This is a genomic window from Pseudomonas sp. FW305-3-2-15-E-TSA4 (assembly GCF_058787295.1).
Genome location: NZ_JBYSZP010000005.1, coordinates 155,542 through 179,176, shown reverse-complemented (window position 1 = coordinate 179,176; position 23,635 = coordinate 155,542). Strand labels below are relative to the sequence as shown.

Below are 23,635 nucleotides of genomic sequence, written 5' to 3'. Positions count from 1 at the left end.
CTTCTGATTATGTTTATCAACTGAATGCGGAGTATCCGAACATGCCAAAAATGAAAACCAAAAGTGGTGCTGCTAAGCGGTTTCTGAAAACTGCTAACGGTATCAAGCACAAGCACGCTTTCAAGAGCCACATCCTGACCAAAATGTCGACCAAGCGTAAGCGTCAACTGCGCGGTAGCAGCTTGCTGCATCCGTCTGACGTGGCAAAAGTCGAGCGCATGCTGCGCCTTCGTTAATTTTAGTCAAGAATAGAGGAAGTAACTCATGGCTCGTGTAAAGCGTGGCGTCATTGCCCGTAAGCGTCACAAAAAAATTCTGAAACTTGCTAAAGGCTACTACGGCGCACGCTCCCGCGTATTCCGTGTTGCCAAGCAAGCGGTAATCAAGGCAGGCCAATACGCCTACCGTGACCGTCGTCAGAAAAAACGTCAGTTCCGCGCTCTGTGGATCGCTCGTATCAACGCTGGTGCTCGTGTTAACGGTCTGTCCTACAGCCGTTTCATCGCTGGCCTGAAAAAAGCGTCCATCGAGATCGACCGTAAGGTTCTGGCTGATCTGGCAGTGAACGAAAAAGCGGCGTTTGCTGCGATTGTCGAGAAAGCTAAAGCCACCTTGGCTTAAGTACCCCCGACAGTCACCCGGCCTCACCTCTGTGGGGCCAGGTGTTAAACGTCATAAATAGGGGAAGAGCCTTCAAGCTCTTCCCCTATTTTGTATCTGGAGTCTGTACATGGAAAACCTGGATGCGCTGGTCTCTCAAGCACTAGAGGCTGTGCAAAGCGCTGAAGATATCAATGCCCTGGAGCAAATCCGGGTTCAATACCTTGGCAAAAAGGGTGAATTGACTCAGGTGATGAAGACCCTGGGGAATTTGCCGGCAGAAGAGCGTCCGCAAGTCGGCGCCCTGATCAACGTTGCCAAGGAGCGTGTTACAGGCGTTCTCAATGCGCGCATGGCTCTGTTTGAAGAAGCCGAACTGGCTGCCAAACTGTCTGCCGAATCCATTGACGTGACGTTGCCGGGCCGTGGCCAGACCTCCGGTGGTCTGCATCCTGTGACCCGGACTCTGGAACGAGTCGAGCAGTTCTTCACCCGCATCGGCTACGGCATCGCCGAAGGCCCTGAGGTCGAAGACGACTATCACAACTTCGAAGCGCTCAACATCCCAGGCCACCACCCGGCCCGGTCGATGCATGACACTTTCTATTTCAATGCCAACATGTTGCTGCGCACCCATACCTCGCCGGTACAGGTCCGCACCATGGAGTCCAAGCAGCCGCCGATCCGCATCGTTTGCCCTGGCCGTGTGTATCGCAGCGACTCCGATATCACCCACTCGCCGATGTTCCACCAGGTCGAAGGCCTGCTGGTCGATCGCGACATCAATTTCGCCGACCTCAAAGGCACCATCGAAGAATTCCTGCGGGTGTTCTTTGAAAAAGAGCTGGCCGTCCGTTTCCGTCCTTCGTACTTCCCGTTCACCGAGCCATCCGCTGAAGTCGACATGGAATGCGTGATGTGCAGCGGTAAAGGCTGCCGCGTCTGCAAGCAGACCGGCTGGCTGGAAGTCATGGGCTGCGGCATGGTGCACCCGAACGTGCTGCGCATGTCCGGCATCGATCCGGAAGAGTTCTCCGGTTTTGCCTTCGGCATGGGTGTCGAGCGTCTGGCAATGCTCCGTTACGGCGTGAACGACTTGCGTCTGTTCTTCGACAACGACTTGCGGTTCCTCGCGCAATTTCGCTAGTCGTAACGAATTCTTAGGAGAGCAGGATGAAATTCAGTGAACAATGGCTGCGTGGCTGGGTTAGCCCGCAGGTAAGTCGCGACGAGCTGGTTGCTCGTCTGTCGATGGCGGGTCTGGAGGTCGATAGCGTGACCCCGGCCGCCGGTATATTCAGCGGCGTGGTCGTGGGCGAGGTGCTGAGCACCGAGCAGCACCCTGATGCCGACAAGTTGCGTGTGTGCCAGGTCAGCAATGGTGCGGAAACCTTCCAGGTCGTGTGCGGTGCGCCAAACGTGCGTCCGGGCCTGAAGATTCCGTTCGCCATGATCGGTGCCGAACTGCCGGGCGACTTCAAGATCAAGAAGGCCAAGCTGCGTGGCGTCGAGTCCAACGGCATGCTGTGCTCGCAAGCCGAGCTGCAGGTCGGTGAAGGCAACGACGGTCTGATGGAACTGCCGGCCGATGCGCCGGTGGGCGAAGATTTCCGTGTGTACCTGGATCTGGAAGATGCCAGCATCGAGGTCGACCTGACCCCGAACCGTGGCGACTGCCTGTCGCTGGCCGGTCTGGCCCGTGAAGTGGGTGCGCTGTACGACACGCCGGTCACTCGCCCGGTGGTCATGACCATTCCGGCTGTGCACGACGAAGTGCGTCCGGTAGAAGTGCTGGCGCCTGCCGCCTGCCCGCGTTACCTGGGTCGTGTCATCCGTAACGTTGATCTGTCCAAACCAACCCCGCTGTGGATGGTTGAACGTCTGCGCCGCGCCGATGTGCGCAGCATCGACGCTGTCGTCGACATCACCAACTACGTGATGCTTGAGCTGGGTCAGCCACTGCACGCTTTCGATCTCGCCGAAATCAATGGCGGCATCCGCGTGCGTATGGCGGAAGAGGGTGAGAAGCTGGTTTTGCTCGACGGTCAGGAAGTCAGCCTGCGTAGCGATACCCTGGTGATTGCCGACCACACCCGCGCTCTGGCGATTGCCGGCGTAATGGGTGGCGAGCACAGCGGTGTGTCCGCAACCACTCGCGACGTTTTCCTGGAAAGTGCCTTCTTCGATCAGATCGCTGTGGCGGGCAAGGCTCGTTCCTACGGCCTGCACACCGACGCCTCGCACCGTTACGAGCGTGGCGTGGACTGGCAACTGGCCCGTGAAGCCATGGAGCGCGCCACTGGCCTGCTGCTGGAAATTACCGGTGGTGAAGCCGGCCCGATCATCGAGACCGTCAGCGAACAGCACCTGCCGTCGATCGCGCCGATCACCCTGCGTGCGCAGCGCATCACCCAGATGCTGGGGATGGAAATGGATTCGGCGCAGGTCGAGCGTCTGCTCAGCGCCTTGGGTCTGAAGATTTCCGCTGACGGCGCAGAGCAGTGGCGCGTAGAAGTGCCAAGTCACCGCTTCGACATCAGTCTGGAAGTCGATCTGATCGAAGAGCTGGCGCGTCTGTACGGCTATAACCGTCTGCCGGTTCGTTATCCGCAAGCGCGTCTGGCGCCACAAGCCAAGGCTGAAGCACGCAGCGAATTGCCTGAACTGCGTCGTCTGCTGGTAGCCCGTGGTTATCAGGAAGCGATCACTTACAGCTTCATAGATCCGAAACAGTTCGAACTGTTCAACCCGGGCGTTGAGCCGCTGTTGCTGGCCAACCCGATTTCCAATGATATGGCTGCCATGCGTTCCTCGCTGTGGCCGGGCCTGGTCAAGGCGTTGCAGCACAACCTGAACCGCCAGCAGGATCGCGTGCGTCTGTTCGAAAGCGGTCTGCGCTTCGTCGGTCAGCTGGAAGGTCTGAAGCAAGAACCGATGCTGTCGGGTGTTGTTTGTGGCAGCCGTCTGCCGGAAGGTTGGGCGCAGGGTCGCGACACCGTCGATTTCTTCGACGTGAAGGCTGATGTTGAAGCGGTGTTGGGCTTTGCCGGTGCACTGGATACCTTCACTTTCACTCCGGGTAAACACCCGGCGCTGCACCCGGGTCAAACCGCGCGCATCGAACGGGACGGGCGTGAAGTCGGCTTTATCGGTGCGATTCACCCCGAGCTGTCCAAAGCCCTGGGCCTGGATCGTCCGGTCTTCGTCTTCGAGCTGGTTCTGGCTGAAGTCGCTTCCGGAAAAATGCCGCAATTCCACGAGTTGTCGCGTTTTCCTGAAGTGCGTCGTGACCTTGCACTGATCGCACACAAAGACGTCGCGGCCTCGGCTGTATTGGACGTAATTCGTGAAAATGCAGGCGAATGGCTCACGGATCTCAGGCTGTTTGACGTGTATCAGGGTAAAGGTATTGATCCTGATAGAAAAAGCCTTGCAGTTGGCTTGACCTGGCAGCATCCATCGCGCACTCTTAATGACGATGAGGTGAATTCGACGACGCAAAATATCCTCACCTCGCTCGAACAAAGGTTGAACGCCACGTTAAGGAAGTGACGTATGGGGGCTTTGACGAAAGCTGAGATGGCGGAACGTCTGTATGAAGAGCTGGGCCTGAACAAGCGGGAAGCCAAGGAATTGGTTGAACTGTTTTTCGAGGAAATCAGGCACGCTCTTGAAGACAACGAGCAGGTCAAATTGTCCGGTTTCGGCAATTTCGACCTTCGGGACAAACGCCAGCGGCCTGGCCGCAACCCGAAAACGGGGGAAGAAATCCCGATCACGGCTCGCCGTGTGGTCACCTTTCGTCCAGGGCAGAAGTTGAAGGCCCGAGTTGAGGCTTATGCTGGAACCAAGTCATAACGACGAACTACCCGTCATCCCGGGCAAACGCTACTTCACCATTGGTGAAGTCAGCGAGCTGTGTGCGGTAAAGCCACACGTGCTGCGCTACTGGGAGCAGGAGTTTCCTCAACTCAACCCCGTCAAACGCCGCGGAAACCGCCGGTATTATCAGCGCCAGGATGTGCTGATGATCCGGCAGATCCGCGCGCTCCTTTACGATCAGGGATTCACCATCGGCGGCGCACGCTTGCGTCTGTCCGGTGATGAAGCCAAAGACGACACCACCCAGTACAAGCAAATGATCCGCCAGATGATCGCTGAGCTTGAAGATGTACTGGTGGTGCTCAAGAAATAAAAAGCTGCGTTTGAATACTTCCAGTTTTCAAAAGCTTGCGATATATTCTTGAGCGCTCTTCGAGACGAGGGGCGGGTTTCAAACCAGTCGGGGCGTAGCGCAGTCCGGTAGCGCACTAGCATGGGGTGCTAGGGGTCGAGTGTTCGAATCACTCCGTCCCGACCATTATTCCTGAGTAAAATCAGACACTTAAGCCGATCATCTAGATCGGCTTTTTTGTGCCTGCGCAAAGCTCGCGCAAAAAAAGGTCGCTGGATGAAAAATTTGGATCACTTGATAGACAAGCGGGATCCGGCGCTGCCCATCATTGAAAAAATGCTGGGGGAAGCCGTACTCAACTATCAGTTACTCCCTCCCTCCACCGAAAATGGCAGAGTTCTTTCAGGTCTTCAGCTCACGACTAAATCGACTTTAGGTGCGATCGCCTTCGAAACGGGTGGGCTGTTGATTGATCACGGCTGGTTACGTGTGCTCGGCTCCGGGCATCTGCAATTACCGCGAAATCTTCTGGATTGGAATGGCGGCCGTGCTGATGCTTATATGTTGGTCGCCGACGATGCCGCTGGAGGTTTTTTTGCTCTCAATGGCGGTGGTTTGGGTGAAGAGGTTGGGGCGATGTATTACTGGGCGCCTGACACGCTCTTGTGGGAGCCATTGCACATTGCTTACACCGACTTCCTTGGTTGGGCGTTGAGCGATCGGCTTGCGACCTTCTACGACGGTTTGCGCTGGAACGGCTGGATTCGCGACCTGCAGGCGCTGGAAGCGGATCAGTGCTTTTCGTTTTTCCCATTTCTCTGGACTCGGGAAGGCTCAGTCGAAAAGAGTCGCCGTACGGCGATTGATGTTAGCGAACAGTTCGAAATGAATGTCGAGTTGGCACGCAAGCTCGGCAAAGGTTCTGCGCAGTTACTCTGATGTCGGGTTAATACTCTGCCTGTCAGGGCTGATTTCCTTCTACTTCTTTACCTTCAGTGAGCCGAGCCATGTGCAGCAGTATTGCGGGGTTTGATAGACCGTACTGTCAGTGCGCTCGCCTCTGAAGCGCCACTAAATATTGGCGATCGGGTGCCGATACTTAGTCATCTAAATTCCGATCGAGCGAAGGCGCATGGACATCAGCAATACCAGCAGTGAATATCAAAAGCCGAAAAATCTCGCAGGGCTGGGCCGTCGCTGGGGTGGGCAGATCATCGATACGTTGATCACCTACTTTTTGATCCTCTTCGTAGGACGGCTGGCGGAGTTTATTGGTTTGCCGCCAAATGTGGTGGCTGTCCTGGCTCTTGGTACGGGTGTGGCGTATTACCTGTTTTCCGACGCAATGCCCAACGGGCAAAGCCTGGGTAAAAAGCTGCTGGGGATGTCGGTGATTGATGAGCGTAGCTACTTGAACTGCAATCTGTATCAATCGTTCATACGCAATATCACAACGCCGTTTCTGAACATCCTCGACTGGATTTTCATTTTCTTTGGCTCGCGCAAACGCCTGGGCGACATGCTTGCGTCAACAATTGTGATTCGTGTCAGGTGAGTCAAGTGGGCGACGGCAGTCGCCCAAGTGTTAAGGTTTCGAATCTTGCTGAATATCCTCCGAGTCACTGGAGGTTGCGGCGTCCTTCTGCGTTTCTTGCGGTTCGGCGCCGGAGTTTGAGCCTGACGCTTCTTCGCCTTTTTTATTGGCCTTTTCCTCGTTGGACTCTGAGCTTTGCGCCTGATTTGTGCCGGAGGAGGCCGTCGGTGTTGCTGCCGAACTGGTCTGCGTGAAGAGCGAGCCAGTCAACAGCAGGCTTGCAAGCGTCAGGGTTGCAATCGACTTGTTCATGATCTGAGTCTTCCGCGCGATGTGGGTAACTCTTTGGAGGCATGAACAGGCCTAAGGTGCTGGCCGTTGGACGAGCGGTAAAGTCACAGATACCCGGCCCAATGTGAAAGTAGAAGGATTTCTACCAAGCCGACCACAAACATGACCGCGACAAAGCGGCGCGAAAACACACGATTACTGCGCCGCCTTGATCTGAAGTCATCGTAAGCGACGAGTGCTGCCAGGAAATCAAAAAGCTCGCTCAAGTTGTAGTGGCTCTCATGGGGCATTATTTTTCGGGTGGCCGGCAATGAATGTCGAGCTTATGAGTGCATCTGCTTTCGTGCAAGCTGTGTGCCTCAGTCGAGGGCGCTATGTTTTGCGGCCTTGCAAGTCGGCCCATTCAATCCCGAAGCGGCTCAGGTATTTTCTCAAGCGATCTGCATCATTCGGCTGCGCCTTGGCCTGGCGCGATACGCCGAACAGTCTGCGTCCGGCATCCGACAGTCTGTCCGCTTGCCGACATACGTCAATTACCGCTTTCAATTGCAGTCGATCAAACAGGTCGAGGCTAGCGGCGTCTCCCGGGAGGTCATCCGACACGCCGTCCGCTTGCGCCAGCCCCCACGCATAACGCAGTCGATCAATTTCTTCCTGCACTTGCGCCTCATCAATTCGTCCGCTGTCCGCCAGCGTGGCCATCCGGGTAATCGACGCTGACAATTCGCGAAAGTTGCCCAGCCATGCCGCTTCCCGAGAGCTGGCGAAGGCGAGGTAGCGTCGGCGCGCTTCGAGGTTGAAGCGCACCAGTTGGCCGTGATCGCGAGCGTGACGTTCGAGCTCGAAATCGATGTTGGGCTCGATGTCTTCGCGGCGGCCGGCCAGGCCGGGCAAATCAAATGTCCAGAGGTTGATGCGCGCGTACAGATCCTCGCGGAACAGGCCTTCGGCGACGCGGCTGCGCAGATCGCGGTGAGTGCCGGCGATGATCAGGAAGTCGCTGTCGACCTCCTTGTCGGAGCCAAGCGGAAAGAAGCGCTTTTCTTCGATCGCCTTGAGCAGCATCGCCTGTTCGTCCGCGCCCAGCTCCCCGATTTCATCGAGAAACAACATGCCGCCGTCCGCTGCCCGTAGCAGGCCGTCGCGGGCGTTCTGCGCTCCGGTGAATGCGCCTTTGACGTGACCGAACAGAGCCGACATCGCACCGTCGCCCCGCAGGGTGGCGCAGTTGACCTCAACAAACCGGCCCTGCATTTGATGGCGGCTGCGTTTGAGTTCATAGATGCGTCGGGCGAGAAACGATTTGCCGGCGCCGGTCGGGCCGATCAGCAGCATGGGCGCCTTGGAGCGCACGGCCACGCGTTCAATCTGTTCGATGGAGCGGTTGAACGCCGCGTTACGGGTGGCGATGCCGGACTTCAAGAACTCCAGGCCCTCGAGGCGTTTGTTGGCGAAACGCGAGGCAATGCGGTCATAACGCGACAGGTCGAGGTCGATCAGCGCGTGAGTGCCGGTGGCTTGTTCATCTTCGCTTTTGCGTCGGGCGGGGGAGGTCTGGATCAGGCGCGCCGGCAGATAGCGTGCTTCGGTCAGCAGGAACCAGCAAATCTGCGCGACGTGGGTGCCGGTGGTGATGTGAACCAGATAGTCCTCGTGCTCGGTATCGAAGCTGTAGGCCGTCGTGAAGTCATGCAGTGCGCCGTAGACCTCTTCGAAATCCCACGGATTGCGCAGTGCCATGGGGTGCAGGTGTACCTCGGTTTCCGGCGAGACCTGCTGGATATCGGCGCGAACCCGTTCAGCGAGGCTGATGTCGCGCGCGTCGATACCGTGAATCAGTTCCAGACGATGAATCAGCACGTCCGGTTGCTGGCACAGGCCAACGCTCGGTCGCCAGTGGCTCCAGCGATTGGCGCCTTTGCCAACGCGGTCCAGGGTGGCGCCGATAAAACCGATGGCGACGGTGCGTTTGTTGGGCATGGCTATCTCAAAAGATAAATGACGATATCAAATGATAGGTTTCTCACACTGGGTTTGTCTTCGGTTCAGCTCAAAGAAATCGATAAAAAATAAAAAAACTATATAAATCAATAAGATAAAAAATAAATTTTGCGCCTCTCAAAAACTGGCACAGCCGCTGCAATATCTATCGCAACGAACAGGACAACACAGCGAGACGCCACGATGGCCAACTTCAAACTCTTCAACACGCAATCGAAACAGCTGCCAGCCTGCGACACTTTGAATGCCTCCGGTGCCTCGGCATATGCCTACACGCCGAAGCATCAACTGGCCCAGCTGGCGGTCACCGGTTGCCTGAACCAGACGTTTTACGCCAGCGCTGAAAGCCAGCTGGATCAAGTATTGAAGCTGGTGGCTGAACTCGACAGCCGTTTCGTGGCGAAGGCTGCTGTCTACGCTCGCCAAAAGGGCCACATGAAAGACATGCCGGCATTGCTGCTCGCGGCGTTAACGGCAAACCGTTCGACGCTGGTGCCTGAGGTGTTTGAACAAGTGATCGACAGCGGCAAGATGTTGCGCAACTACGTGCAGATCCTGCGCAGTGGCGCCACCGGGCGCAAATCCCTTGGTTCGCAACCCAAGCGTCTGGTGCAGAACTGGCTGAACCGCGCGACCGAACGTCAACTGCTGCAAGCGTCGATTGGCAACCAGCCATCGCTGGCGGACGTGGTGAAGATGGTTCACCCAAAGCCGGCTGAGGCCTGGCGCGAAGCATTCTTCGCGTGGTTGATCGGTAAACCGGTGGATGTGCAGGCATTGCCTGAGTTGACCCGCGATCTGCTGGCATTTCGCAGCGGCGCGAGTCATCAAGTACCCGCGGTACCGTTCCAACTGCTCGGCAACGAAACCCTGAGCAAAGAGCAATGGGCTGCGCAGGCTTACAACATGGGCTGGCAGGGATTGCGCATCAACCTCAACACCCTGGAGCGGCATGGCGCGTTCGAGGTACCGGGTTGCGTCGAGTACGTGGCCGCGCGACTTGCAGATCCGCAAGAAGTGGCTAAGGCGCGGGTTTATCCATACCAGTTGCTGGCGGCCTATCGGATGGTTGGCGATAACGTACCGCTGCAGATCCGCGAGGCGTTGCAGGATGCACTTGAGCTGTCGCTGGCCAACGTGCCGAAGCTGGAAGGCGCGGTGGTGGTTTGCCCGGACGTATCGGGTTCGATGGGCAGCCCGGCGACCGGTTATCGTCAGGGCGCGACCACGGCGGTGCGTTGCATCGATGTGGCGGCACTGGTCGCGGCAGCGGTGTTGCGCAAACAGCCGGCGGCGCGGGTGATGCCGTTCGAAGTGAAGGTGGTGGATATCAAGCTCAACCCACGGGACAGCGTGATCAGCAATGCGGAGAAACTGGCCGCGGCCTTTGGCGGCGGCACCAACTGCTCGGCGCCATTGAAGAAACTGGCGGACAGCAAGGCCAGGGTCGATACGTTGATTCTGGTATCGGACAACGAGTCCTGGATCGACACGCGGCGCCGTGGTGCCAGTGAGACCATGCTCCAGTGGGAGCGCATCAAGCGGATCAACCCGCAGGCACGGCTGGTGTGCATCGATATCCAGCCGGGTTATGCAACGCAGGCAGCCGACCGCGACGACATTCTGAATGTCGGCGGTTTCAGCGATGCGGTGTTCGATGTGGTCGAGCAGTTCACCAGCGGTCGTTACGGTGCCCAGCACTGGGTCGAAGCGATCGAGAAGATGCAATGAATTGATTTGTCACAGGCGCTGAATGCCGGTGGGACTACATCCAAGACGTCTCATCAAACCCTTGTCAGCGTGTGTGACGGCACGAATGCCTGATGGCTGTACATCTGAGGCCGGTTAACCCCGGTGCGCGGCGACGCGCAACAGTCATCAACTTTTGTCGTGCCACCTTATTGAAAAAGAAGGCAGCGAATGCAACAGGTACTCCATCGGAACGCGGGTTCGAATCCCGCCCCGGCAACGGGGGCTCGACTGGCAGAGCCACAGTGTCTGTTTTTTTGTCGCTGCACATGACGGAACAACGCCGAATCATCGGCCAACGAATAAAGAATAGAGAAATGAAAGCACACACTTACCAACTGCTCGAAGTCGCCAACGGCAAGCCGATCAAACTCTGGACTGAAGGCGTCCCGGTGGAAAACGAGGCCCGCGAGCAGCTGATGAACACGGCAAAGATGCCATTCATCTTCAAGCATCTGGCGGTGATGCCGGATGTGCATCTGGGCAAGGGCTCGACTATTGGCAGCGTGATTCCGACGGTGGGCGCGATCATCCCTGCGGCCGTCGGCGTGGACATCGGTTGCGGCATGATCGCCGCACGCACGTCGCTGACCGCAGCCGACTTGCCGGACAACCTGCAAGGTCTGCGCAGCGCCATCGAGCAAGCGGTGCCCCATGGCCGCAGTTCGAACCGTTCTCGGCGCGACAAGGGCGCGTGGGACGAGATTCCGCAGCAAGCCGATCAGGCCTGGGCGGGGCTTCAGCCACGTTTCAAACTGATCACCGACAAGTACCCGAAACTGACCAACACCAACAACCGTGGGCATCTGGGCACGCTCGGCAGCGGCAACCACTTCATCGAAGTGTGCCTGGATGAAGCCAACCGGGTCTGGTTCATGTTGCACAGTGGTTCTCGCGGTGTCGGCAACGCCATTGGCAACCTGTTCATTCAGATGGCTCAGGCGGATATGCGGCAACATATCGCCAACTTGCCGGATCGTGACCTGGCGTACTTCGAAGAAGGCAGCCAGCACTTCGATGATTACGTGGAAGCGGTGAGCTGGGCGCAGGACTTCGCCAGACAGAACCGCGAATTGATGATGCGCGCGGTGATTCAGGCCACGCGCCAGATCATTCGCAAACCGTTCGAGGTGGCGCTGGAAGCGGTCAACTGCCACCACAACTACGTGCAGAAAGAGCGGCATTTCGGCGAAGAAATCCTGGTCACCCGCAAAGGCGCGGTGTCGGCGAAGAAAGGTGAACTCGGGATCATTCCGGGTTCGATGGGCGCCAAGAGTTTCATTGTGCGCGGCCTGGGCAACGAAGAGTCGTTCAGCTCCTGCAGCCACGGCGCCGGCCGCACCATGAGCCGAACGAAGGCAAAGAATACATTCACCGTCGAAGACCAGATCCGCGCCACGGCGCATGTCGAGTGCCGCAAGGACGAAGCGGTGATCGACGAAATTCCGATGGCCTACAAGGACATCGACAAAGTCATGCACGCCCAGCGCGAGTTGGTGGAAGTGCTGCACACCCTGCGGCAAGTGGTGTGCGTCAAAGGATAAAAGGATCAGCAGTCATGGAATTTGCAGAACGCCACCCGCTGTGCGCCACGATGCGTGCGCGGGTACTGGAAGAGTTGGCGCGTATAGAGCGTGAGCGCAATGTCACGGTGTTGTACGCCTGTGAGTCCGGCAGTCGGGCCTGGGGCTTTGCCTCGACCGACAGCGACTACGACGTACGGTTCGTGTACGTGGAAAAACCGCAGTGGTTCGTTCAGGTCGACACGCCGCGCGCGGTGATCGAGCGGCCATTGGACGATGAGCTGGACGTCAGCGGCTGGGAACTGCGCAAGACCCTCGGGTTGTTGCGCAAGTCCAATCCGACGTTGCTGGAGTGGCTCGACTCGCCATTGGTGTACCGCAGCGAAAGCGCGCAGGTTGCGCAACTGCGGGAACTGGCCGAAGCGTTCTACAGCCCGCCGGCAGCCCGCAACCACTATCTGTCGATGGCGAAAAACAACTTTCGCCAGTACCTGCAAGGCGATAGCGTACGGTTCAAGAAGTACTTCTACGTGCTGCGGCCGTTGCTGGCGGTGCGCTGGATCGATCAGGGGCGCGGGCGTCCACCGATGACCTTCGCCGACCTGCTGACCACGGTCGACGACCGCGCACTGCTCGCTGAAGTCGACGAACTGCTGGCACTTAAACGCAATGCCGACGAGCGCGCCTACGGCCCGCGTCGTCCGGCACTGCACAGGTTCATCACTGCCGAACTCGAGCGCGATGTGCCCACATTACTCAGAACTCAGGAAGACTCGCGACGACTGGATGACTACCTCAGGGAGACCGTCGGGTTGTACGCATAAGGAATGAAATGGAACAGCAAGTGATTGAACTGGACGGCGCGATTGGCGGCGGTCAGGTGTTGCGCAGCGCGCTGAGCCTGTCGATGGTGACGGGCCAGGCGTTTCGCATTAAACAGATTCGCGCCCGCCGCAGTCGGCCGGGACTGCTGCGTCAGCATTTGACGGCGGTGATGGCGGCCGCCGAAGTCTGCGGCGCACGGATCGCGGGAGCGGAACTGGGCTCGCAGGCGCTGTTTTTCGAGCCGGGAGCGATTCGTTCGGGTGATTACCGGTTTGCGATCGGCACGGCCGGCAGTTGCACGTTGGTGTTGCAGACCTTGCTGCCGGCGCTGTTGCAGGCGCCGGGCACAAGTCGCGTACGGATCAGCGGCGGTACGCATAATCCGTTGGCGCCGCCTGTCGATTTCCTTACGCGCAGTTGGTTGCCGTTGATGCGGCGCATGGGTGCCGGCATTGAGCTGGATCTGCTGCGTCACGGCTTTGTCCCGGCCGGTGGCGGTGAGATCGACGTCACGGTGCAGCCGTCGCAACTGACGCCGCTGGACCTGTGTGAGCGTGGGGCGCTGCTGTCGCAGCAAGCCTTGGCGCTGACGGCCGGTCTCGCACCGAGCGTCGCCGAGCGTGAACTGAATCAGGTGGCGAAACGCATGCGCTGGGCAGCGGAAACTTTGCATCCGATCACGCTCGACCCGGCGCGTGGCCCCGGTAACGTGCTGTTACTGGAGTACGTGTTCGAGCAGGTCACCGAAGTCTTCAGTGCCTTTGGCCAGGTGTTGTTACGGGCGGAGAAGGTCGCTGATAGCGCAATCAATCAAGCGACAGACTGGTTACGCAGTGACGCTGCGGTGGCGGAACACCTCGCCGACCAGTTGCTGCTGCCGATGGCGCTGGCCGGTGGCGGATCATTCACTACCCCAAGAATGACCGAGCATCTGCACAGCAACATCGCGGTGATCGAGCGCTTCTTGCCGGTCACTATCGAATGCTCGGAAGCGGGCCCCGAGCGTCTGCGGGTTGAGGTCCGCAACGGTCGCTGACCGCGTCGCAAGCCCGGATCAATCTCGCGAATGCGGCAATTTGCTGGCCCCCAGGCTTGGGCTTCCCCGGCAAAATCGCCTTTTTTCAAAAGGTTAGGTTGGCTATATGCGGACGATTGTCATAACCGTTGCAACGCTTTCCCTGGCTGCCTTCGCTTCGGCCATTGAAGCGAGGGAGTTGAGCAAGAGTCACCGGTTCGCCTGTACCTGGGGCTCGGACATCGCCGCCGGGGCGCAGCAGTCGAAGCTGTCGGGGATCTCGTTGTACGGCGCGCGCAAGCAGTTGCAGGTGCGCAAGTTCCAGCAACCTTGGATGCGCATGACGGCAATGGGGATTACCGAGCAGACCTACAACAGCACCTCGAAGCTCAAGCCGGCAGCGGTCAAGCAGACCTATTATGAACAATGCGTGCGGCATGAGCTGGCCCAGCGATAAATCGAAAAGCCCAACCTGAAGAGGTTGGGCTTTTTCATGCCTGACGAAACGTCGGCGTTACTTGTCAGTCTCGCAATTGACCATCCACGACACGCCGAAGCGATCGACCAGCATGCCGAAGCGGGCGGCCCAGAACGTGGTTTCCAGCGGCATATCGACGCGACCGTCCTTGGCCAGCGCATTAAACACCCGCTCGGCTTCGGCAATGCTGTCGACGTTGAGGGAGATCGAGCAACCGCTCATGCCCCCGGTCGGGCGATCAGGTGTGGTGTCCGAGGCCATGATCATCTGGTCGCCGACCTTCAGGCAGGTATGGATGACCAGGTTGTGGTGCTCTTTCGGTACGTGTTCGGCGGCGGGTGTTTCGCCGAAGGTCATGATTGCTTCGAGTTTTCCTTGCAGCGCTTGCTCATAAAAGGTGAAGGCTTCACGGCAGTTGCCGTTGAAGATCAGGTAGGGATTGATTCGCATGATGGCGTTCCTGGCAGTAGGCGCGGAGAGAGGCGATGTTCGCCAGGTTCCGCGAAAGGCGGTTAAACCATAGCAAAGCATTGGACGTCGCAACGGCCGGAGTTTTTCCAGATGTTTTTCTTCTGAAAACGCCGCGCTTCAGCACGGATAAAACCTGCGGAGTACCATGACACCCTGTATGACCTATCGAGCTTGTTCTGCCATGCCTTTGATTTCCCGCTTCAACGCCCTGTTCGATCAGGCCCGGCGCGCCTTGCTGCTGGTCTGGGCAACTTCACGCGGGTTATTTCTGGGCCTGGTGCTGGCGACCCTGATAGCGGGTGTGCTGCCGGCGCTGGCCGCATGGCTGGGTCAGCGCATTGTCGATGCGGTGGTGACGGCGATGCAGTTGCACGCGCAGCAGGGCGATGCACCGCTGTGGCCGGTGTTGCGTTATGTGCTGATGGAGGCAGGGGTGTTGGCGCTGTTATCCGGAACGCAACGGGCGCTCTCGGTGCAGCAGTCGTTGTTGCGGGTGCAGTTGGGGCAGAAGGTCAACACGCTGATTCTGGAGAAAGCGCAGACCCTGTCGCTGGTGCAGTTCGAGAATTCCGAGTTCTACGACAAACTGGTGCGCGTACGCCGCGAAGCCTCGACCCGGCCGCTGGCGTTGGTGATGAAGTCGCTGGGGTTGATCCAGAACCTGATCATGCTGATCAGCTTCGGTGTGCTGCTGGTGCATTTTTCGCCGTGGGCACTGCTGTTGCTGGTGATCGGCGCGTTGCCGGTGTTCTTTGCCGAGGCGCATTTCTCCGGCGACGCTTTCCGCCTGTTCACCCGCCGGGCCCCGGAGAGTCGGCAGCAAAATTACATCGAAACCTTGCTGTCCCATGAGGCCTACATCAAAGAGGTCAAGCTGTTCGGCTTTGCGCCGTTGCTGCTGCAGCGTTATCGGGACACTTTTGCCAAGCTCTACGCCGAGGATCGGCGCCTGACATTGCGTCGTGATGGCTGGGGTTTCGGTCTCGGCTTGCTCGGTACAGGGGCGTTCTATCTGGCTTATGCCTGGGTGGTGATCGATGCGGTGCACGGCAATATCAGTCTCGGTCAGATGACCATGTACCTGGTGTTGTTCAAGCAGGGGCAGAGTGCGGTCAGCAGCAGCCTGAGTGCGATCAGCGGTTTGTATGAGGACGGTCTGTACCTGTCGAGCCTGTATGAGTATCTGGCCGAACCGGTGTTGGCTGATTGCGGTCATCTCACCGTCGGCGCGCATCCGGGTGATGGCCTGCGTTTTGAGAACGTCGGTTTCCGCTATCCGGGGGCCAGCCGTGCCGCACTGGAAGGCATCGACCTGCACCTGGTGCCGGGCAAGAGTGTGGCGCTGGTGGGGGAGAACGGCTCAGGCAAAACCACGCTGATCAAATTGCTGACGCGCCTTTATCGGCCCGATCAGGGGCGGATTCTGCTTGATGGCAGCGATTTGCAGGATTGGGAAGAGAACACATTGCGGCGGCGTATCGGCGTGATTTTTCAGGACTACATTCGCTACCAGTTCACCGTGGGCGAAAACATCGGCGTGGGGGATACCTCGGCGTTCAATGATGAATCGCGCTGGCAGGCCGCAGCGGCCGAAGGCATGGCCGCGCCGTTCATTGAAGGTCTCGATCGTGGCTATGCCACGCAGTTGGGCCGCTGGTTTGCTGGCGGTCAGGAGTTATCGGGCGGGCAATGGCAGAAGATTGCCTTGTCCCGGGCGTACATGCGCCGCGATGCCGACATCCTGATTCTCGACGAGCCGACCTCGGCGCTGGATCCGGCAGCGGAAGCGGCAGTGTTCGAGCATTTCAGCCAGCACACCGAAGGGCGCATGACCTTGTTGATTTCCCATCGCTTTTCCAGTGTGCGCAATGCCGATCAGATCATGGTGCTGGAGGGCGGACGGATACTGGAGAAGGGCGATCACAACAGCCTGATCGCTGCAAACGGGCACTACGCCAAGCTGTTCGATCTGCAGGCTCGCGGCTATCGCTAGGAATCCTGCGCGCTGCGCACCAATGCTGGGCCGGCCACGCGCGGCGCGGGTTTGGACTGCATCAGCGCATCGATCGCCTTGCGATAATTCTGCCCGCCCAGCGCCATGCTGTTGTTGTGGGTGGCACCCGGCACCAGAAGCAATCGTTTCGGTTGTTGGGCGGCGTTGAACAGTTGCTCGCTGAAGCGTGGCGGCACGAACGCGTCGGCCATGCCGTGCACCACCAGCAGCGGCATGTGAATCTCGGCGATCTTGTCGATGGAGTCGAATTTCTGCGACAGCAGCCAGCGCACTGGTAGCGAAGTGTTGGCCACGGCGGCAGCCACGTCGGCGAGAGAGGTGAAGGTCGATTCGATCACCAGACCTTTGACCGGCAGCGGTGTCTTGTCCCGTGCGGCGTCCTGGCCGAGTTCGGCGGCCAGATCAATAGCCACGGCGCCACCCAGTGAGTGGCCGTAGATCAGGCGCTTGCTCGGGTCGGGCTGCAGGAGTTTGAAGCGCTCCCACGCCACACGGGCGTCTTCATACACGCTGCTTTCCGAAGGCAGATCGCCCTTGCTCTGGCCGAAACCACGGTAGTCGATGGCCAGTACCGAGTAGCCGGCTGCGCGCAACTGCTCGATGCGGAACAGCTGTCCGGTGAGGTTCCAGCGCACGCCATGCAGATAGAGAATCGCCGGAGCGTTCGGTCGTTCTGCGGGCCACCACCAGGCATGAATATTCTGCCCGGCCTTGAAGCTCTTGGGCTGCAAGTCGAGTTCCTGCACGCTGCCCGGCAAACCGTGATACCAGCCGGCCGTGCCCGGTTCGATGCGAAACAGCAGTTTGCGCTCGGTGTGTTCGAGCACCGCACAACTCGTCGGCACGCCAATGATCAGCGCAGCCATGCAGGCGAACGCCAGACGGCGACGACGCAAACGGGTCATGAAGGACAGGAACATTAAACGGTTCACCACAGCGCAGACAAAGAAGGCTTTTTACCAGAAGGCTCGGTCTGCGCGTGAGTTTTTCGACCACCGTCTACTCGCAACGATTACAAAATGCTGCAGCTCAGCCCACGCGCAGGACGATTTTGCCGATGTGGTTGCCACCTTCCATGCGCGCATGCGCCTGGGCCGCATCGTTCAGCGAATAAACCTTGTCGATGATCGGCAAGCAGCGTCCGGCGGCCAACGCCGGCCACACGTGTTCGCGCAGTTGCTCGGCAATTTCGGCCTTTTCCTCAGCGGTTCGCGCACGCAGCAATGAGCCAGTGATCACCGCACGCTTGGCCATGATCGCCAGCAGGTCGATGTCGTTGGCCTTGCCGCCACCGAGAAAGCCCAGCATCACCAGCCGGCCATCCATCGCCAGCGCGCTGACATTACCGTTGAGGTACGAAGCGCCCATGATGTCGAGAATCGCGTTAACGCCTTGGCCAGCAGTTTTTTCGGCGATGACCGTGGCGAAATCCTGCTCGCGATAATTGATCGGCTGCCCACCCAGTTTGCTGATCGCTGCGCATTTATCGGCGTTGCCGGCGGTGGCGAAGGCTTCGATGCCGAATTCGCGGCACAGCATCAGTGCGGTGGTGCCGATGCCGCTGGTGCCTCCGTGGATCAACACGCGCTGACCACGCTGGGCGTCGCCGAGGCCGAACAGGTTGGCCCACACGGTAAAGAAGGTTTCCGGGATAGCGGCGGCCTGCACCCAATCCAGTCCATCGGGGATCAGCAGGGTTTGTCCGGCCGGGACGTTGCAGTATTCGGCGTAACCGCCACCGTTGGTCAGCGCGCAGACCTTGTCCCCGACGGCAAACTGACTGACACCGGCACCCAACGCCACCACTTCGCCGGCCACTTCCAGACCGGGGATCGGATTCATCCCCGGCTTCATTGGATACTTGCCGGCCCGTTGCAGGGCATCGGGACGATTGATCCCTGCGGCATGCACGCGGATCAGCACTTCACCGGCTGCAGCGACGGGCAGGGGCACACGTTTGGCTTGCAAGACGTCCGGGCCACCAGGTTGAGTGATTTCGATCCGGGTCATTTCGTTGGGCAAAGTCATGTCGATTCCTGTTGCTTGAGGTTCTGAAGATGGGAGCGCAGCCCGCAGGCAATGATTCCCTTCAATTTTCACAGACACGTGGTTCAGTCGCTGAGGGCAGCCATTTCAGGGCGTACTCCAACAAAATCGCCACGACAATCGCCCCTGCGGCGATCACGAAGAGCATTGCGTGCTGACCGCCCGTGGCATTGAACAGCGCCGAATAGGCAAATCCGGCCAGCGCCTGAAACGTGGCAAACGATACGGTGGCGCGGCTCCAGGCGATTTGCTGGCGATGGTGATCCGGCACCAGTTCATGCAAGCGGGCCAAGGCCAGCGGGACGATGCCGGGCGGGAATGAACCGACGATCACTGCCAGCACGGCCAACGCCACGAAAGAGTGGGAAACCGCCAGCAGTCCCAGCGCAATCGCCTGCACCACCAATACCAGCCGAATGCCCATCCGCGCGCCAAGCCGGTCCGCGAGAAAGCCGTAACTTACCGGGCCGACAATTGCGCCCAGGCCATACATCACCCAAACCAGTGCACCAATCTGCGCCCCGGCACCGAGCCCGCGAGCCACGTAATCCACCAGAAACACCATGGCCGGCACCAGACCTGCGGCCATGAGTGCGTATTGGCCGAACAGCAAATAGACGGCGGAGGGCGTTGGCTCAACCGTCGCGCCTGCGTGAATGGCGGTCGGGTGTGGTAGATCAGCAGGCCAGCCAAACCAGCTTATTGCGGTCAGCAACAACGACAATCCGCCCAGCCCCAGCCAGGTGGCGTGCAGGCCCATATTCAACAAGGGCGGGACGATGGTTCCGGAGGCGGCGATGCCCAGGCCGATACCGAGAAAAATCGCCCCGCTGGCCAGTCCTTTGCGGGATGCCGGCACGTGGGGCAGAACAGTCGCCGCCACCAGCACCATAATTGCGCCGCCGGTAATCCCCGACAGCAGCCGCCAGCCAAAGAACCAACTCACCGACAATGGAAATGCACAGGCAAAAAACGCTGCGGTGACCAGCAGCATCATCAGTCGCAGGGCGTTTTTATTGCCCAGTTGCCGCGCGATCGGTCGGCCGAGCAGGGCGCCGATCAGATAGCCGACCAGATTGGCTGCGCCGAGGTAGACCACGTCATTGGCAGAAAACCACTGCGCCTGAATCAGCGAGGGAATAAGCGGTGTGTAGGCAAAACGCGCCAGCCCAATGCCGACCAGGCTGGCGCAGAGTCCCGAGAAAATCGGTAAGGCTGAGGTTGATGTACGCATGACAGCAATCCTGAGGAAGGTCTATGGCGCTCAGAATATCGGCTATCTTTGCTGCGGTAATGCAGCGATTTGGCTTTATAGTGATGCAAATTCGCATCGGTTGGGGGGCAGCATGAACTGGGATGATGCGCGGGTATTTCTCGCGGTATGCAGAGAGTCGACCTTACGCGGCGCAGCGCGGGTTTTGGGGGTGGATCAGGCGACCGTCGGGAGACGGATCACGGCGTTGGAAAAGTCCCTGAGCGCGACCTTGTTCCTGCGCACGTCCGACGGCTACGCATTGACCGCGGTCGGCGAGGCCGCGCTCAAAAGCGTGGAAAAAATGGAGCATTCGGCGCTGGAACTTGAGCGGCAGATTCAGGGCCTGGATGATCGTCTGACCGGCACCGTACGCGTCAGCACCACCGACTCGCTGGCCATCGACTTCCTGATCCCGGCCATTAGCCGCCTTCACGCGCAGCACCCGGACGTGCGTGTGCAACTGGACGCCTCCACGCAGATCCTCAGCCTGGCCAAGCGCGAGGCCGACATCGCTGTGCGCAATACCCGGCCTGACAATCCCGATCTGATCGCGCGGCGGATTGCGCGCTGGCCCGTGGGATTGTTCGCATCACAGGCGTATATCGACGCCCATGGCATCCCGCCTCAGGGTACCGCGTTCGAAGGCCATGATCTGGTGGTCTACCAACCGTATTTGCAGACGCACAAGGACATGACGCTGGTTTGCGAACCGCTGCATCGCGGGCGGATTGTCGCCAGCCTGAGCTCCAGTCTGCTGGTACGGCGCTCGATTGCGGCTGGCCTGGGCGTAGGAGAAATTCCGGTGTACATGGGCGAGCGCGATGGCCTGATCAGGCTTTGGCCGGAGCGCAATCGCCCGCAACCGTATGAGGTCTGGCTGGTGACCCACGCGGACTTGCGCCACACCGCACGGGTCAGGGCGGTGATTGAGCAGATTGTCGAGGCGTTTGCACTGGAGAATGAGTGACGGCTCAAAGCGCTTTGGAGAAGCTACAGCGTCTGACGAAACGCCCTACATCCACAGCAGAATCTGCCGGCTTGTGGGCTTGGAGCGCCAGTCCTAAGGTTGATGCAACTCGCAGCGCCAGGAAATCGGTGCGCCAGAGAAGGTATCGCTAACCCAGGGAAGGGGGTCGGATTGAAAGCCAGGGAATTCGAGCAATATCAAAGCTTCGACACATTGAGCAAAGGTCGTAATACACAAATCATGAACGCTATCAGCCGTGAAGAATTCAACGCCAGGATCGAGACCATCGAGGCAAGGATGGATGCTCGGGTAGAGCGAGTGCACGCAGATATCCGAGAGTTCCTTTGCTCCCAGGCAGAGCGAGACAAGGCGAATGAGCGCATCCAGTGTGAGCGAGATAAACGCTACGACTCGATGATTCAAGGCATTGCCATCGAGTCCAAAGAGGCGCTCAAAAAGGCGGGTTCCGTGAATGCCAACGTCTGGATGGCAACGGCTGTGCATCTGTTTGGTGTGGTCAGTATTGTCGTGGGCGGGTATTTCGCCAGTCAGGCCAACCTGTATGCAGCGATACAAACAACCTTGGCGGCGGTTCAGGCGGGCAAAGAAGTCGGCGCAGCCAAGCCTGCCGAGCAGCCATCACCGGTGTTGCCAAAATAAAAAAACGGCCTTCAATCGAAGGCCGTTTTTGTTGGCTTTGGAAACCCTGCCTCATGGCATTTGCGGCAGCTCTTGCGGACGCAGGTCAAACACCAGCACTTCTGCATCCGCGCCATTGCTCAGGGTCAACGCCTGTTCCTCGCGAACCCGCACGCCGTCACCTTCCTGCAGCAACTGGCCGTTGAGTTCAACACTGCCGCGAGCCACATGCACGTAGGCGTAACGGTTGGCGGACAGTTTCAGGGTGGCGCTTTCCTTGCCGTCGAACAACCCGGCGTAAACCCGCGCATCCTGGCGCACTGTCAGCGAACCATCGCTGCCGTCCGGCGAGATGATCAGTTGCAGGCGACCGCGTTTTTTCTGCGCACTGAAGTGCTCCTGCTGATAGCGCGGTTTGGCGCCGCTGATCTCCGGCACAATCCAGATCTGCAAAAAGTGCACGGGTTTGGTGGCCGAATGGTTGAACTCGCTGTGCGCCACGCCGCTGCCGGCGCTCATCAGTTGTACGTCGCCAGGGCGGATCACCGAGCCGGTGCCCAACGTGTCTTTATGTTCCAGTGCGCCTTCGAGCACGTAGGAAAAGATCTCCATGTCACGATGCGGGTGCTGGCCGAAACCTTTACCGGCGGCAACGCGGTCATCGTTGATCACCAGCAGGTCGGAAAAACCCTGTTCACGCGGGTCGCGGTAGCTGGCGAAGGAAAAGGTGTGGAACGACTTCAACCAGCCATGATTGGCGAGGCCACGATCGGAGGCTTTGCGAAGAGTCAGCATGATGAAATCTCCTTGGGGGACGTGAATTCGTCCGAGTGAGGAGGAGATTACTGTTTACTCTGCGGGGTAATAAGTAGATGGAAATTGAAATACTGTCCGTTTCTGGTTGACAGTTGTGTGCGCTCGATCACGTATTTTTTTCCGACGACTGTGCCGCAGTTGGCCATAATGCTCAGCCTGTCCTGTCCGCTTACTTTTGATTATCAGTGATGTGTACCCCATGAAAACCGTGGCCATGGTGTTGTTCCCCGACTTTCTGCTGCTCGACATGGCCGGGCCGCTGGAAGTGTTTTCGGTGGCCAATCGCTATTTGAAACCGGAGTCGCACTATCAGCTGACGACCCTTGGCACCGAGCGCGGGCCGTTGCGTGCGTCCAACGGTGTGCTGGTACACACCGACCGGCATATCGAACAAGCCCTTGAGCGCTACGATTTGCTGCTGGTGCCAGGAGGGCCGGGGGCTTACAACGAAAAACACCCGGCGTTGCTGGCCTGGCTGAAAGCGGCCGTGCCCTGTGCCGAGCGATATGGTTCGATCTGCACCGGCGCCTTCGTGCTCGGCCATGCCGGGTTGCTCGACGGCTATCGGGTGACCACTCATTGGAACTACACCGAACGCCTGATCAAGGCATTTCCAAAGGCGAGCGTCGCCACCGACCAGATTTTCATTGAGGATCGCAATCTGATCACCTCTGGCGGGGTCACGGCCGGCATCGACCTGGCGCTGGCCCTGGTGGCGCAGGATCACGGCAAGAAGTTGGCCCAGGACGTCGCCAAAGTGCTGCTGGTGGTGATGAAACGTCAAGGCGGACAGGCGCAGTTCAGCCCCTTGATGGCGGCGGTGGCGCCTCAGGAAACACCGATCACCCGAGTACAGAATTACGTCCTGGACCATCTCGACGAAGTGTTCACTGTCGAGCGCATGGCAGGATTGGCCAACATGAGTGCACGGCACTTCGCGCGGACGTTTGTCCGCGACATCAATATGACGCCGATGGAGTTCCTGCAAAGTGCGCGTATCGACTGCGCACGAAATCTTTTGGAAACCACTGACCTGCCTTTGAAAACCGTGGCCTACAAGAGTGGTTTTGGCAGTGTTCGGCACATGCGTCTGTTGTTCGCGGAAAAACTCGGCCTTACGCCTGTGCAATACCGCGAACAGTTCAGCTAGAGCGGTTCTGTCCGTTGTGCGCACCCGGATGTCCGTGCTGCGCCCTGTGTGAAGGTTGTGCCGTCATCGCAGGCTGCCAAGATAGTT

At 58.8% G+C, this 23,635-nt stretch carries 24 protein-coding genes and 1 tRNA gene; 18 read left to right on the top strand and 7 right to left on the bottom strand.

The annotated features are described in order from the left end of the window. Positions 1-41: 41 nt before the first annotated feature. From rpmI to AC3WMV_RS08675, 9 genes are all read left to right on the top strand, one after another. The gene (gene rpmI / locus AC3WMV_RS08715) at positions 42-236 is read left to right on the top strand and encodes a 50S ribosomal protein L35 (protein ID WP_002553160.1); all 195 of its coding nucleotides are present in this window, start codon (positions 42-44) and stop codon (positions 234-236) included. A gap of 28 nt (positions 237-264) precedes the next feature. Then, positions 265-621 carry a 50S ribosomal protein L20 gene (rplT, locus tag AC3WMV_RS08710; protein WP_002553161.1) on the top strand — a complete coding sequence of 119 codons (357 nt, stop codon included), beginning with the start codon at positions 265-267 and terminating at the stop codon, positions 619-621. A 109-nt stretch (positions 622-730) separates the two neighbouring features. Further along, entirely contained in the window at positions 731-1,747 is a 1,017-nt protein-coding gene (gene pheS / locus AC3WMV_RS08705) for a phenylalanine--tRNA ligase subunit alpha (RefSeq protein WP_003226365.1), read from the top strand. Positions 1,748-1,773: 26 nt separating this feature from the next. Further along, on the top strand, positions 1,774-4,152 hold the full coding sequence (gene pheT, locus AC3WMV_RS08700; protein ID WP_103367626.1) for a phenylalanine--tRNA ligase subunit beta: 2,379 nt from the start codon (positions 1,774-1,776) through the stop codon (positions 4,150-4,152). A gap of 3 nt (positions 4,153-4,155) precedes the next feature. After that, positions 4,156-4,458, top strand: a complete 303-nt coding sequence (gene ihfA / locus AC3WMV_RS08695) for an integration host factor subunit alpha (RefSeq protein ID WP_002553164.1) — start codon at positions 4,156-4,158, stop codon at positions 4,456-4,458. Continuing rightward, on the top strand, positions 4,439-4,795 hold the full coding sequence (locus AC3WMV_RS08690) for a MerR family transcriptional regulator (protein WP_003179985.1): 357 nt from the start codon (positions 4,439-4,441) through the stop codon (positions 4,793-4,795). Before ihfA ends, AC3WMV_RS08690 begins: the two co-directional genes overlap by 20 nt. 88 nt (positions 4,796-4,883) lie before the next feature. Next, positions 4,884-4,960, top strand: a tRNA-Pro gene (locus AC3WMV_RS08685). A 90-nt stretch (positions 4,961-5,050) separates the two neighbouring features. Beyond that, complete coding sequence (locus AC3WMV_RS08680; RefSeq protein ID WP_103367627.1) at positions 5,051-5,713, top strand: DUF2625 family protein; 663 nt, start codon at positions 5,051-5,053, stop codon at positions 5,711-5,713. Between the two features lie 193 nt (positions 5,714-5,906). Continuing rightward, positions 5,907-6,329, top strand: a complete 423-nt coding sequence (locus AC3WMV_RS08675; RefSeq protein WP_097088693.1) for an RDD family protein — start codon at positions 5,907-5,909, stop codon at positions 6,327-6,329. Positions 6,330-6,359: 30 nt separating this feature from the next. Here the strand turns inward: AC3WMV_RS08675 and AC3WMV_RS08670 are convergent, their stop codons facing one another. Both AC3WMV_RS08670 and rtcR read right to left on the bottom strand, forming a co-directional pair. Continuing rightward, complete coding sequence (locus AC3WMV_RS08670) at positions 6,360-6,620, bottom strand: hypothetical protein (protein ID WP_027611570.1); 261 nt, start codon at positions 6,618-6,620, stop codon at positions 6,360-6,362. A gap of 351 nt (positions 6,621-6,971) precedes the next feature. Continuing rightward, positions 6,972-8,579, bottom strand: coding sequence for an RNA repair transcriptional activator RtcR (gene rtcR / locus AC3WMV_RS08665; protein ID WP_103367628.1), 1,608 nt, complete (start codon positions 8,577-8,579; stop codon positions 6,972-6,974). A gap of 204 nt (positions 8,580-8,783) precedes the next feature. On the opposite strand from rtcR, the gene AC3WMV_RS08660 reads away from it, so the two are divergent. The 5 genes from AC3WMV_RS08660 to AC3WMV_RS08640 all read left to right on the top strand — a co-directional run bounded on the left by AC3WMV_RS08660 (position 8,784) and on the right by AC3WMV_RS08640 (position 14,169). Continuing rightward, positions 8,784-10,331 carry a TROVE domain-containing protein gene (locus AC3WMV_RS08660; protein ID WP_103367629.1) on the top strand — a complete coding sequence of 516 codons (1,548 nt, stop codon included), beginning with the start codon at positions 8,784-8,786 and terminating at the stop codon, positions 10,329-10,331. Positions 10,332-10,666: 335 nt separating this feature from the next. After that, positions 10,667-11,893 carry an RtcB family protein gene (locus AC3WMV_RS08655; protein WP_027611573.1) on the top strand — a complete coding sequence of 409 codons (1,227 nt, stop codon included), beginning with the start codon at positions 10,667-10,669 and terminating at the stop codon, positions 11,891-11,893. Positions 11,894-11,907: 14 nt separating this feature from the next. Next, a complete protein-coding gene (locus AC3WMV_RS08650) occupies positions 11,908-12,696 on the top strand; it encodes a nucleotidyltransferase domain-containing protein (protein ID WP_097088701.1) in 789 nt (262 codons plus the stop codon). A gap of 8 nt (positions 12,697-12,704) precedes the next feature. Continuing rightward, the gene (gene rtcA, locus AC3WMV_RS08645; RefSeq protein WP_097088703.1) at positions 12,705-13,733 is read left to right on the top strand and encodes an RNA 3'-terminal phosphate cyclase; all 1,029 of its coding nucleotides are present in this window, start codon (positions 12,705-12,707) and stop codon (positions 13,731-13,733) included. 106 nt (positions 13,734-13,839) lie between these two features. Beyond that, on the top strand, positions 13,840-14,169 hold the full coding sequence (locus tag AC3WMV_RS08640) for a hypothetical protein (protein ID WP_007961262.1): 330 nt from the start codon (positions 13,840-13,842) through the stop codon (positions 14,167-14,169). Between the two features lie 57 nt (positions 14,170-14,226). On the opposite strand, the gene AC3WMV_RS08635 is transcribed toward AC3WMV_RS08640, so the two are convergent. After that, positions 14,227-14,640 (bottom strand): VOC family protein, encoded by a 414-nt coding sequence (locus tag AC3WMV_RS08635; RefSeq protein WP_103367630.1) that lies wholly within the window; start codon positions 14,638-14,640, stop codon positions 14,227-14,229. Positions 14,641-14,842: 202 nt separating this feature from the next. Here AC3WMV_RS08635 and AC3WMV_RS08630 point away from each other — a divergent pair, with 202 nt between their 5' ends. Beyond that, a complete protein-coding gene (locus AC3WMV_RS08630) occupies positions 14,843-16,654 on the top strand; it encodes an ABC transporter ATP-binding protein (RefSeq protein ID WP_103367631.1) in 1,812 nt (603 codons plus the stop codon). Here AC3WMV_RS08630 and AC3WMV_RS08625 read toward each other — a convergent pair. The 3 genes from AC3WMV_RS08625 to AC3WMV_RS08615 all read right to left on the bottom strand — a co-directional run bounded on the left by AC3WMV_RS08625 (position 16,651) and on the right by AC3WMV_RS08615 (position 19,955). Next, positions 16,651-17,595: an alpha/beta hydrolase gene (locus tag AC3WMV_RS08625; RefSeq protein ID WP_103367632.1), complete on the bottom strand. Its 945-nt coding sequence runs from the start codon at positions 17,593-17,595 to the stop codon at positions 16,651-16,653. The two genes, AC3WMV_RS08630 and AC3WMV_RS08625, sit on opposite strands and share 4 nt — an antisense overlap. A 109-nt stretch (positions 17,596-17,704) precedes the next feature. Further along, positions 17,705-18,703 (bottom strand): NAD(P)H-quinone oxidoreductase, encoded by a 999-nt coding sequence (locus AC3WMV_RS08620; RefSeq protein ID WP_103367633.1) that lies wholly within the window; start codon positions 18,701-18,703, stop codon positions 17,705-17,707. Between the two features lie 61 nt (positions 18,704-18,764). Further along, complete coding sequence (locus tag AC3WMV_RS08615; protein ID WP_103367634.1) at positions 18,765-19,955, bottom strand: YbfB/YjiJ family MFS transporter; 1,191 nt, start codon at positions 19,953-19,955, stop codon at positions 18,765-18,767. Positions 19,956-20,067: 112 nt separating this feature from the next. Here AC3WMV_RS08615 and AC3WMV_RS08610 point away from each other — a divergent pair, with 112 nt between their 5' ends. Continuing rightward, positions 20,068-20,943 (top strand): LysR family transcriptional regulator, encoded by an 876-nt coding sequence (locus AC3WMV_RS08610; RefSeq protein ID WP_103367635.1) that lies wholly within the window; start codon positions 20,068-20,070, stop codon positions 20,941-20,943. A 171-nt stretch (positions 20,944-21,114) separates the two neighbouring features. Then, positions 21,115-21,603, top strand: coding sequence for a hypothetical protein (locus tag AC3WMV_RS08605; protein ID WP_256578446.1), 489 nt, complete (start codon positions 21,115-21,117; stop codon positions 21,601-21,603). Positions 21,604-21,654: 51 nt separating this feature from the next. Here AC3WMV_RS08605 and AC3WMV_RS08600 read toward each other — a convergent pair whose 3' ends face one another. Beyond that, positions 21,655-22,377 (bottom strand): pirin family protein, encoded by a 723-nt coding sequence (locus tag AC3WMV_RS08600; RefSeq protein WP_097088717.1) that lies wholly within the window; start codon positions 22,375-22,377, stop codon positions 21,655-21,657. Positions 22,378-22,597: 220 nt separating this feature from the next. Between AC3WMV_RS08600 and AC3WMV_RS08595 the strand changes: the two genes are divergently transcribed. Then, positions 22,598-23,548 carry a GlxA family transcriptional regulator gene (locus AC3WMV_RS08595; RefSeq protein WP_103367636.1) on the top strand — a complete coding sequence of 317 codons (951 nt, stop codon included), beginning with the start codon at positions 22,598-22,600 and terminating at the stop codon, positions 23,546-23,548. Positions 23,549-23,635: the final 87 nt, after the last annotated feature.

Coding starts and splice junctions, on each gene's coding strand:
- AC3WMV_RS08600 (WP_097088717.1), bottom strand. CDS start 22,377: ATGCTGACTCTTCGCAAAGCCTCCGATCGTGGCCTCGCCAATCATGGC.
- AC3WMV_RS08660 (WP_103367629.1), top strand. CDS start 8,784: ATGGCCAACTTCAAACTCTTCAACACGCAATCGAAACAGCTGCCAGCC.
- rtcA (WP_097088703.1), top strand. CDS start 12,705: ATGGAACAGCAAGTGATTGAACTGGACGGCGCGATTGGCGGCGGTCAG.
- AC3WMV_RS08655 (WP_027611573.1), top strand. CDS start 10,667: ATGAAAGCACACACTTACCAACTGCTCGAAGTCGCCAACGGCAAGCCG.
- AC3WMV_RS08675 (WP_097088693.1), top strand. CDS start 5,907: ATGGACATCAGCAATACCAGCAGTGAATATCAAAAGCCGAAAAATCTC.
- rplT (WP_002553161.1), top strand. CDS start 265: ATGGCTCGTGTAAAGCGTGGCGTCATTGCCCGTAAGCGTCACAAAAAA.
- AC3WMV_RS08650 (WP_097088701.1), top strand. CDS start 11,908: ATGGAATTTGCAGAACGCCACCCGCTGTGCGCCACGATGCGTGCGCGG.
- AC3WMV_RS08595 (WP_103367636.1), top strand. CDS start 22,598: ATGAAAACCGTGGCCATGGTGTTGTTCCCCGACTTTCTGCTGCTCGAC.
- rtcR (WP_103367628.1), bottom strand. CDS start 8,579: ATGCCCAACAAACGCACCGTCGCCATCGGTTTTATCGGCGCCACCCTG.
- AC3WMV_RS08610 (WP_103367635.1), top strand. CDS start 20,068: ATGAACTGGGATGATGCGCGGGTATTTCTCGCGGTATGCAGAGAGTCG.
- AC3WMV_RS08690 (WP_003179985.1), top strand. CDS start 4,439: ATGCTGGAACCAAGTCATAACGACGAACTACCCGTCATCCCGGGCAAA.
- pheS (WP_003226365.1), top strand. CDS start 731: ATGGAAAACCTGGATGCGCTGGTCTCTCAAGCACTAGAGGCTGTGCAA.
- rpmI (WP_002553160.1), top strand. CDS start 42: ATGCCAAAAATGAAAACCAAAAGTGGTGCTGCTAAGCGGTTTCTGAAA.
- AC3WMV_RS08635 (WP_103367630.1), bottom strand. CDS start 14,640: ATGCGAATCAATCCCTACCTGATCTTCAACGGCAACTGCCGTGAAGCC.
- AC3WMV_RS08680 (WP_103367627.1), top strand. CDS start 5,051: ATGAAAAATTTGGATCACTTGATAGACAAGCGGGATCCGGCGCTGCCC.
- AC3WMV_RS08640 (WP_007961262.1), top strand. CDS start 13,840: ATGCGGACGATTGTCATAACCGTTGCAACGCTTTCCCTGGCTGCCTTC.
- pheT (WP_103367626.1), top strand. CDS start 1,774: ATGAAATTCAGTGAACAATGGCTGCGTGGCTGGGTTAGCCCGCAGGTA.
- AC3WMV_RS08620 (WP_103367633.1), bottom strand. CDS start 18,703: ATGACTTTGCCCAACGAAATGACCCGGATCGAAATCACTCAACCTGGT.
- AC3WMV_RS08670 (WP_027611570.1), bottom strand. CDS start 6,620: ATGAACAAGTCGATTGCAACCCTGACGCTTGCAAGCCTGCTGTTGACT.
- AC3WMV_RS08615 (WP_103367634.1), bottom strand. CDS start 19,955: ATGCGTACATCAACCTCAGCCTTACCGATTTTCTCGGGACTCTGCGCC.
- ihfA (WP_002553164.1), top strand. CDS start 4,156: ATGGGGGCTTTGACGAAAGCTGAGATGGCGGAACGTCTGTATGAAGAG.
- AC3WMV_RS08625 (WP_103367632.1), bottom strand. CDS start 17,595: ATGTTCCTGTCCTTCATGACCCGTTTGCGTCGTCGCCGTCTGGCGTTC.
- AC3WMV_RS08630 (WP_103367631.1), top strand. CDS start 14,843: ATGCCTTTGATTTCCCGCTTCAACGCCCTGTTCGATCAGGCCCGGCGC.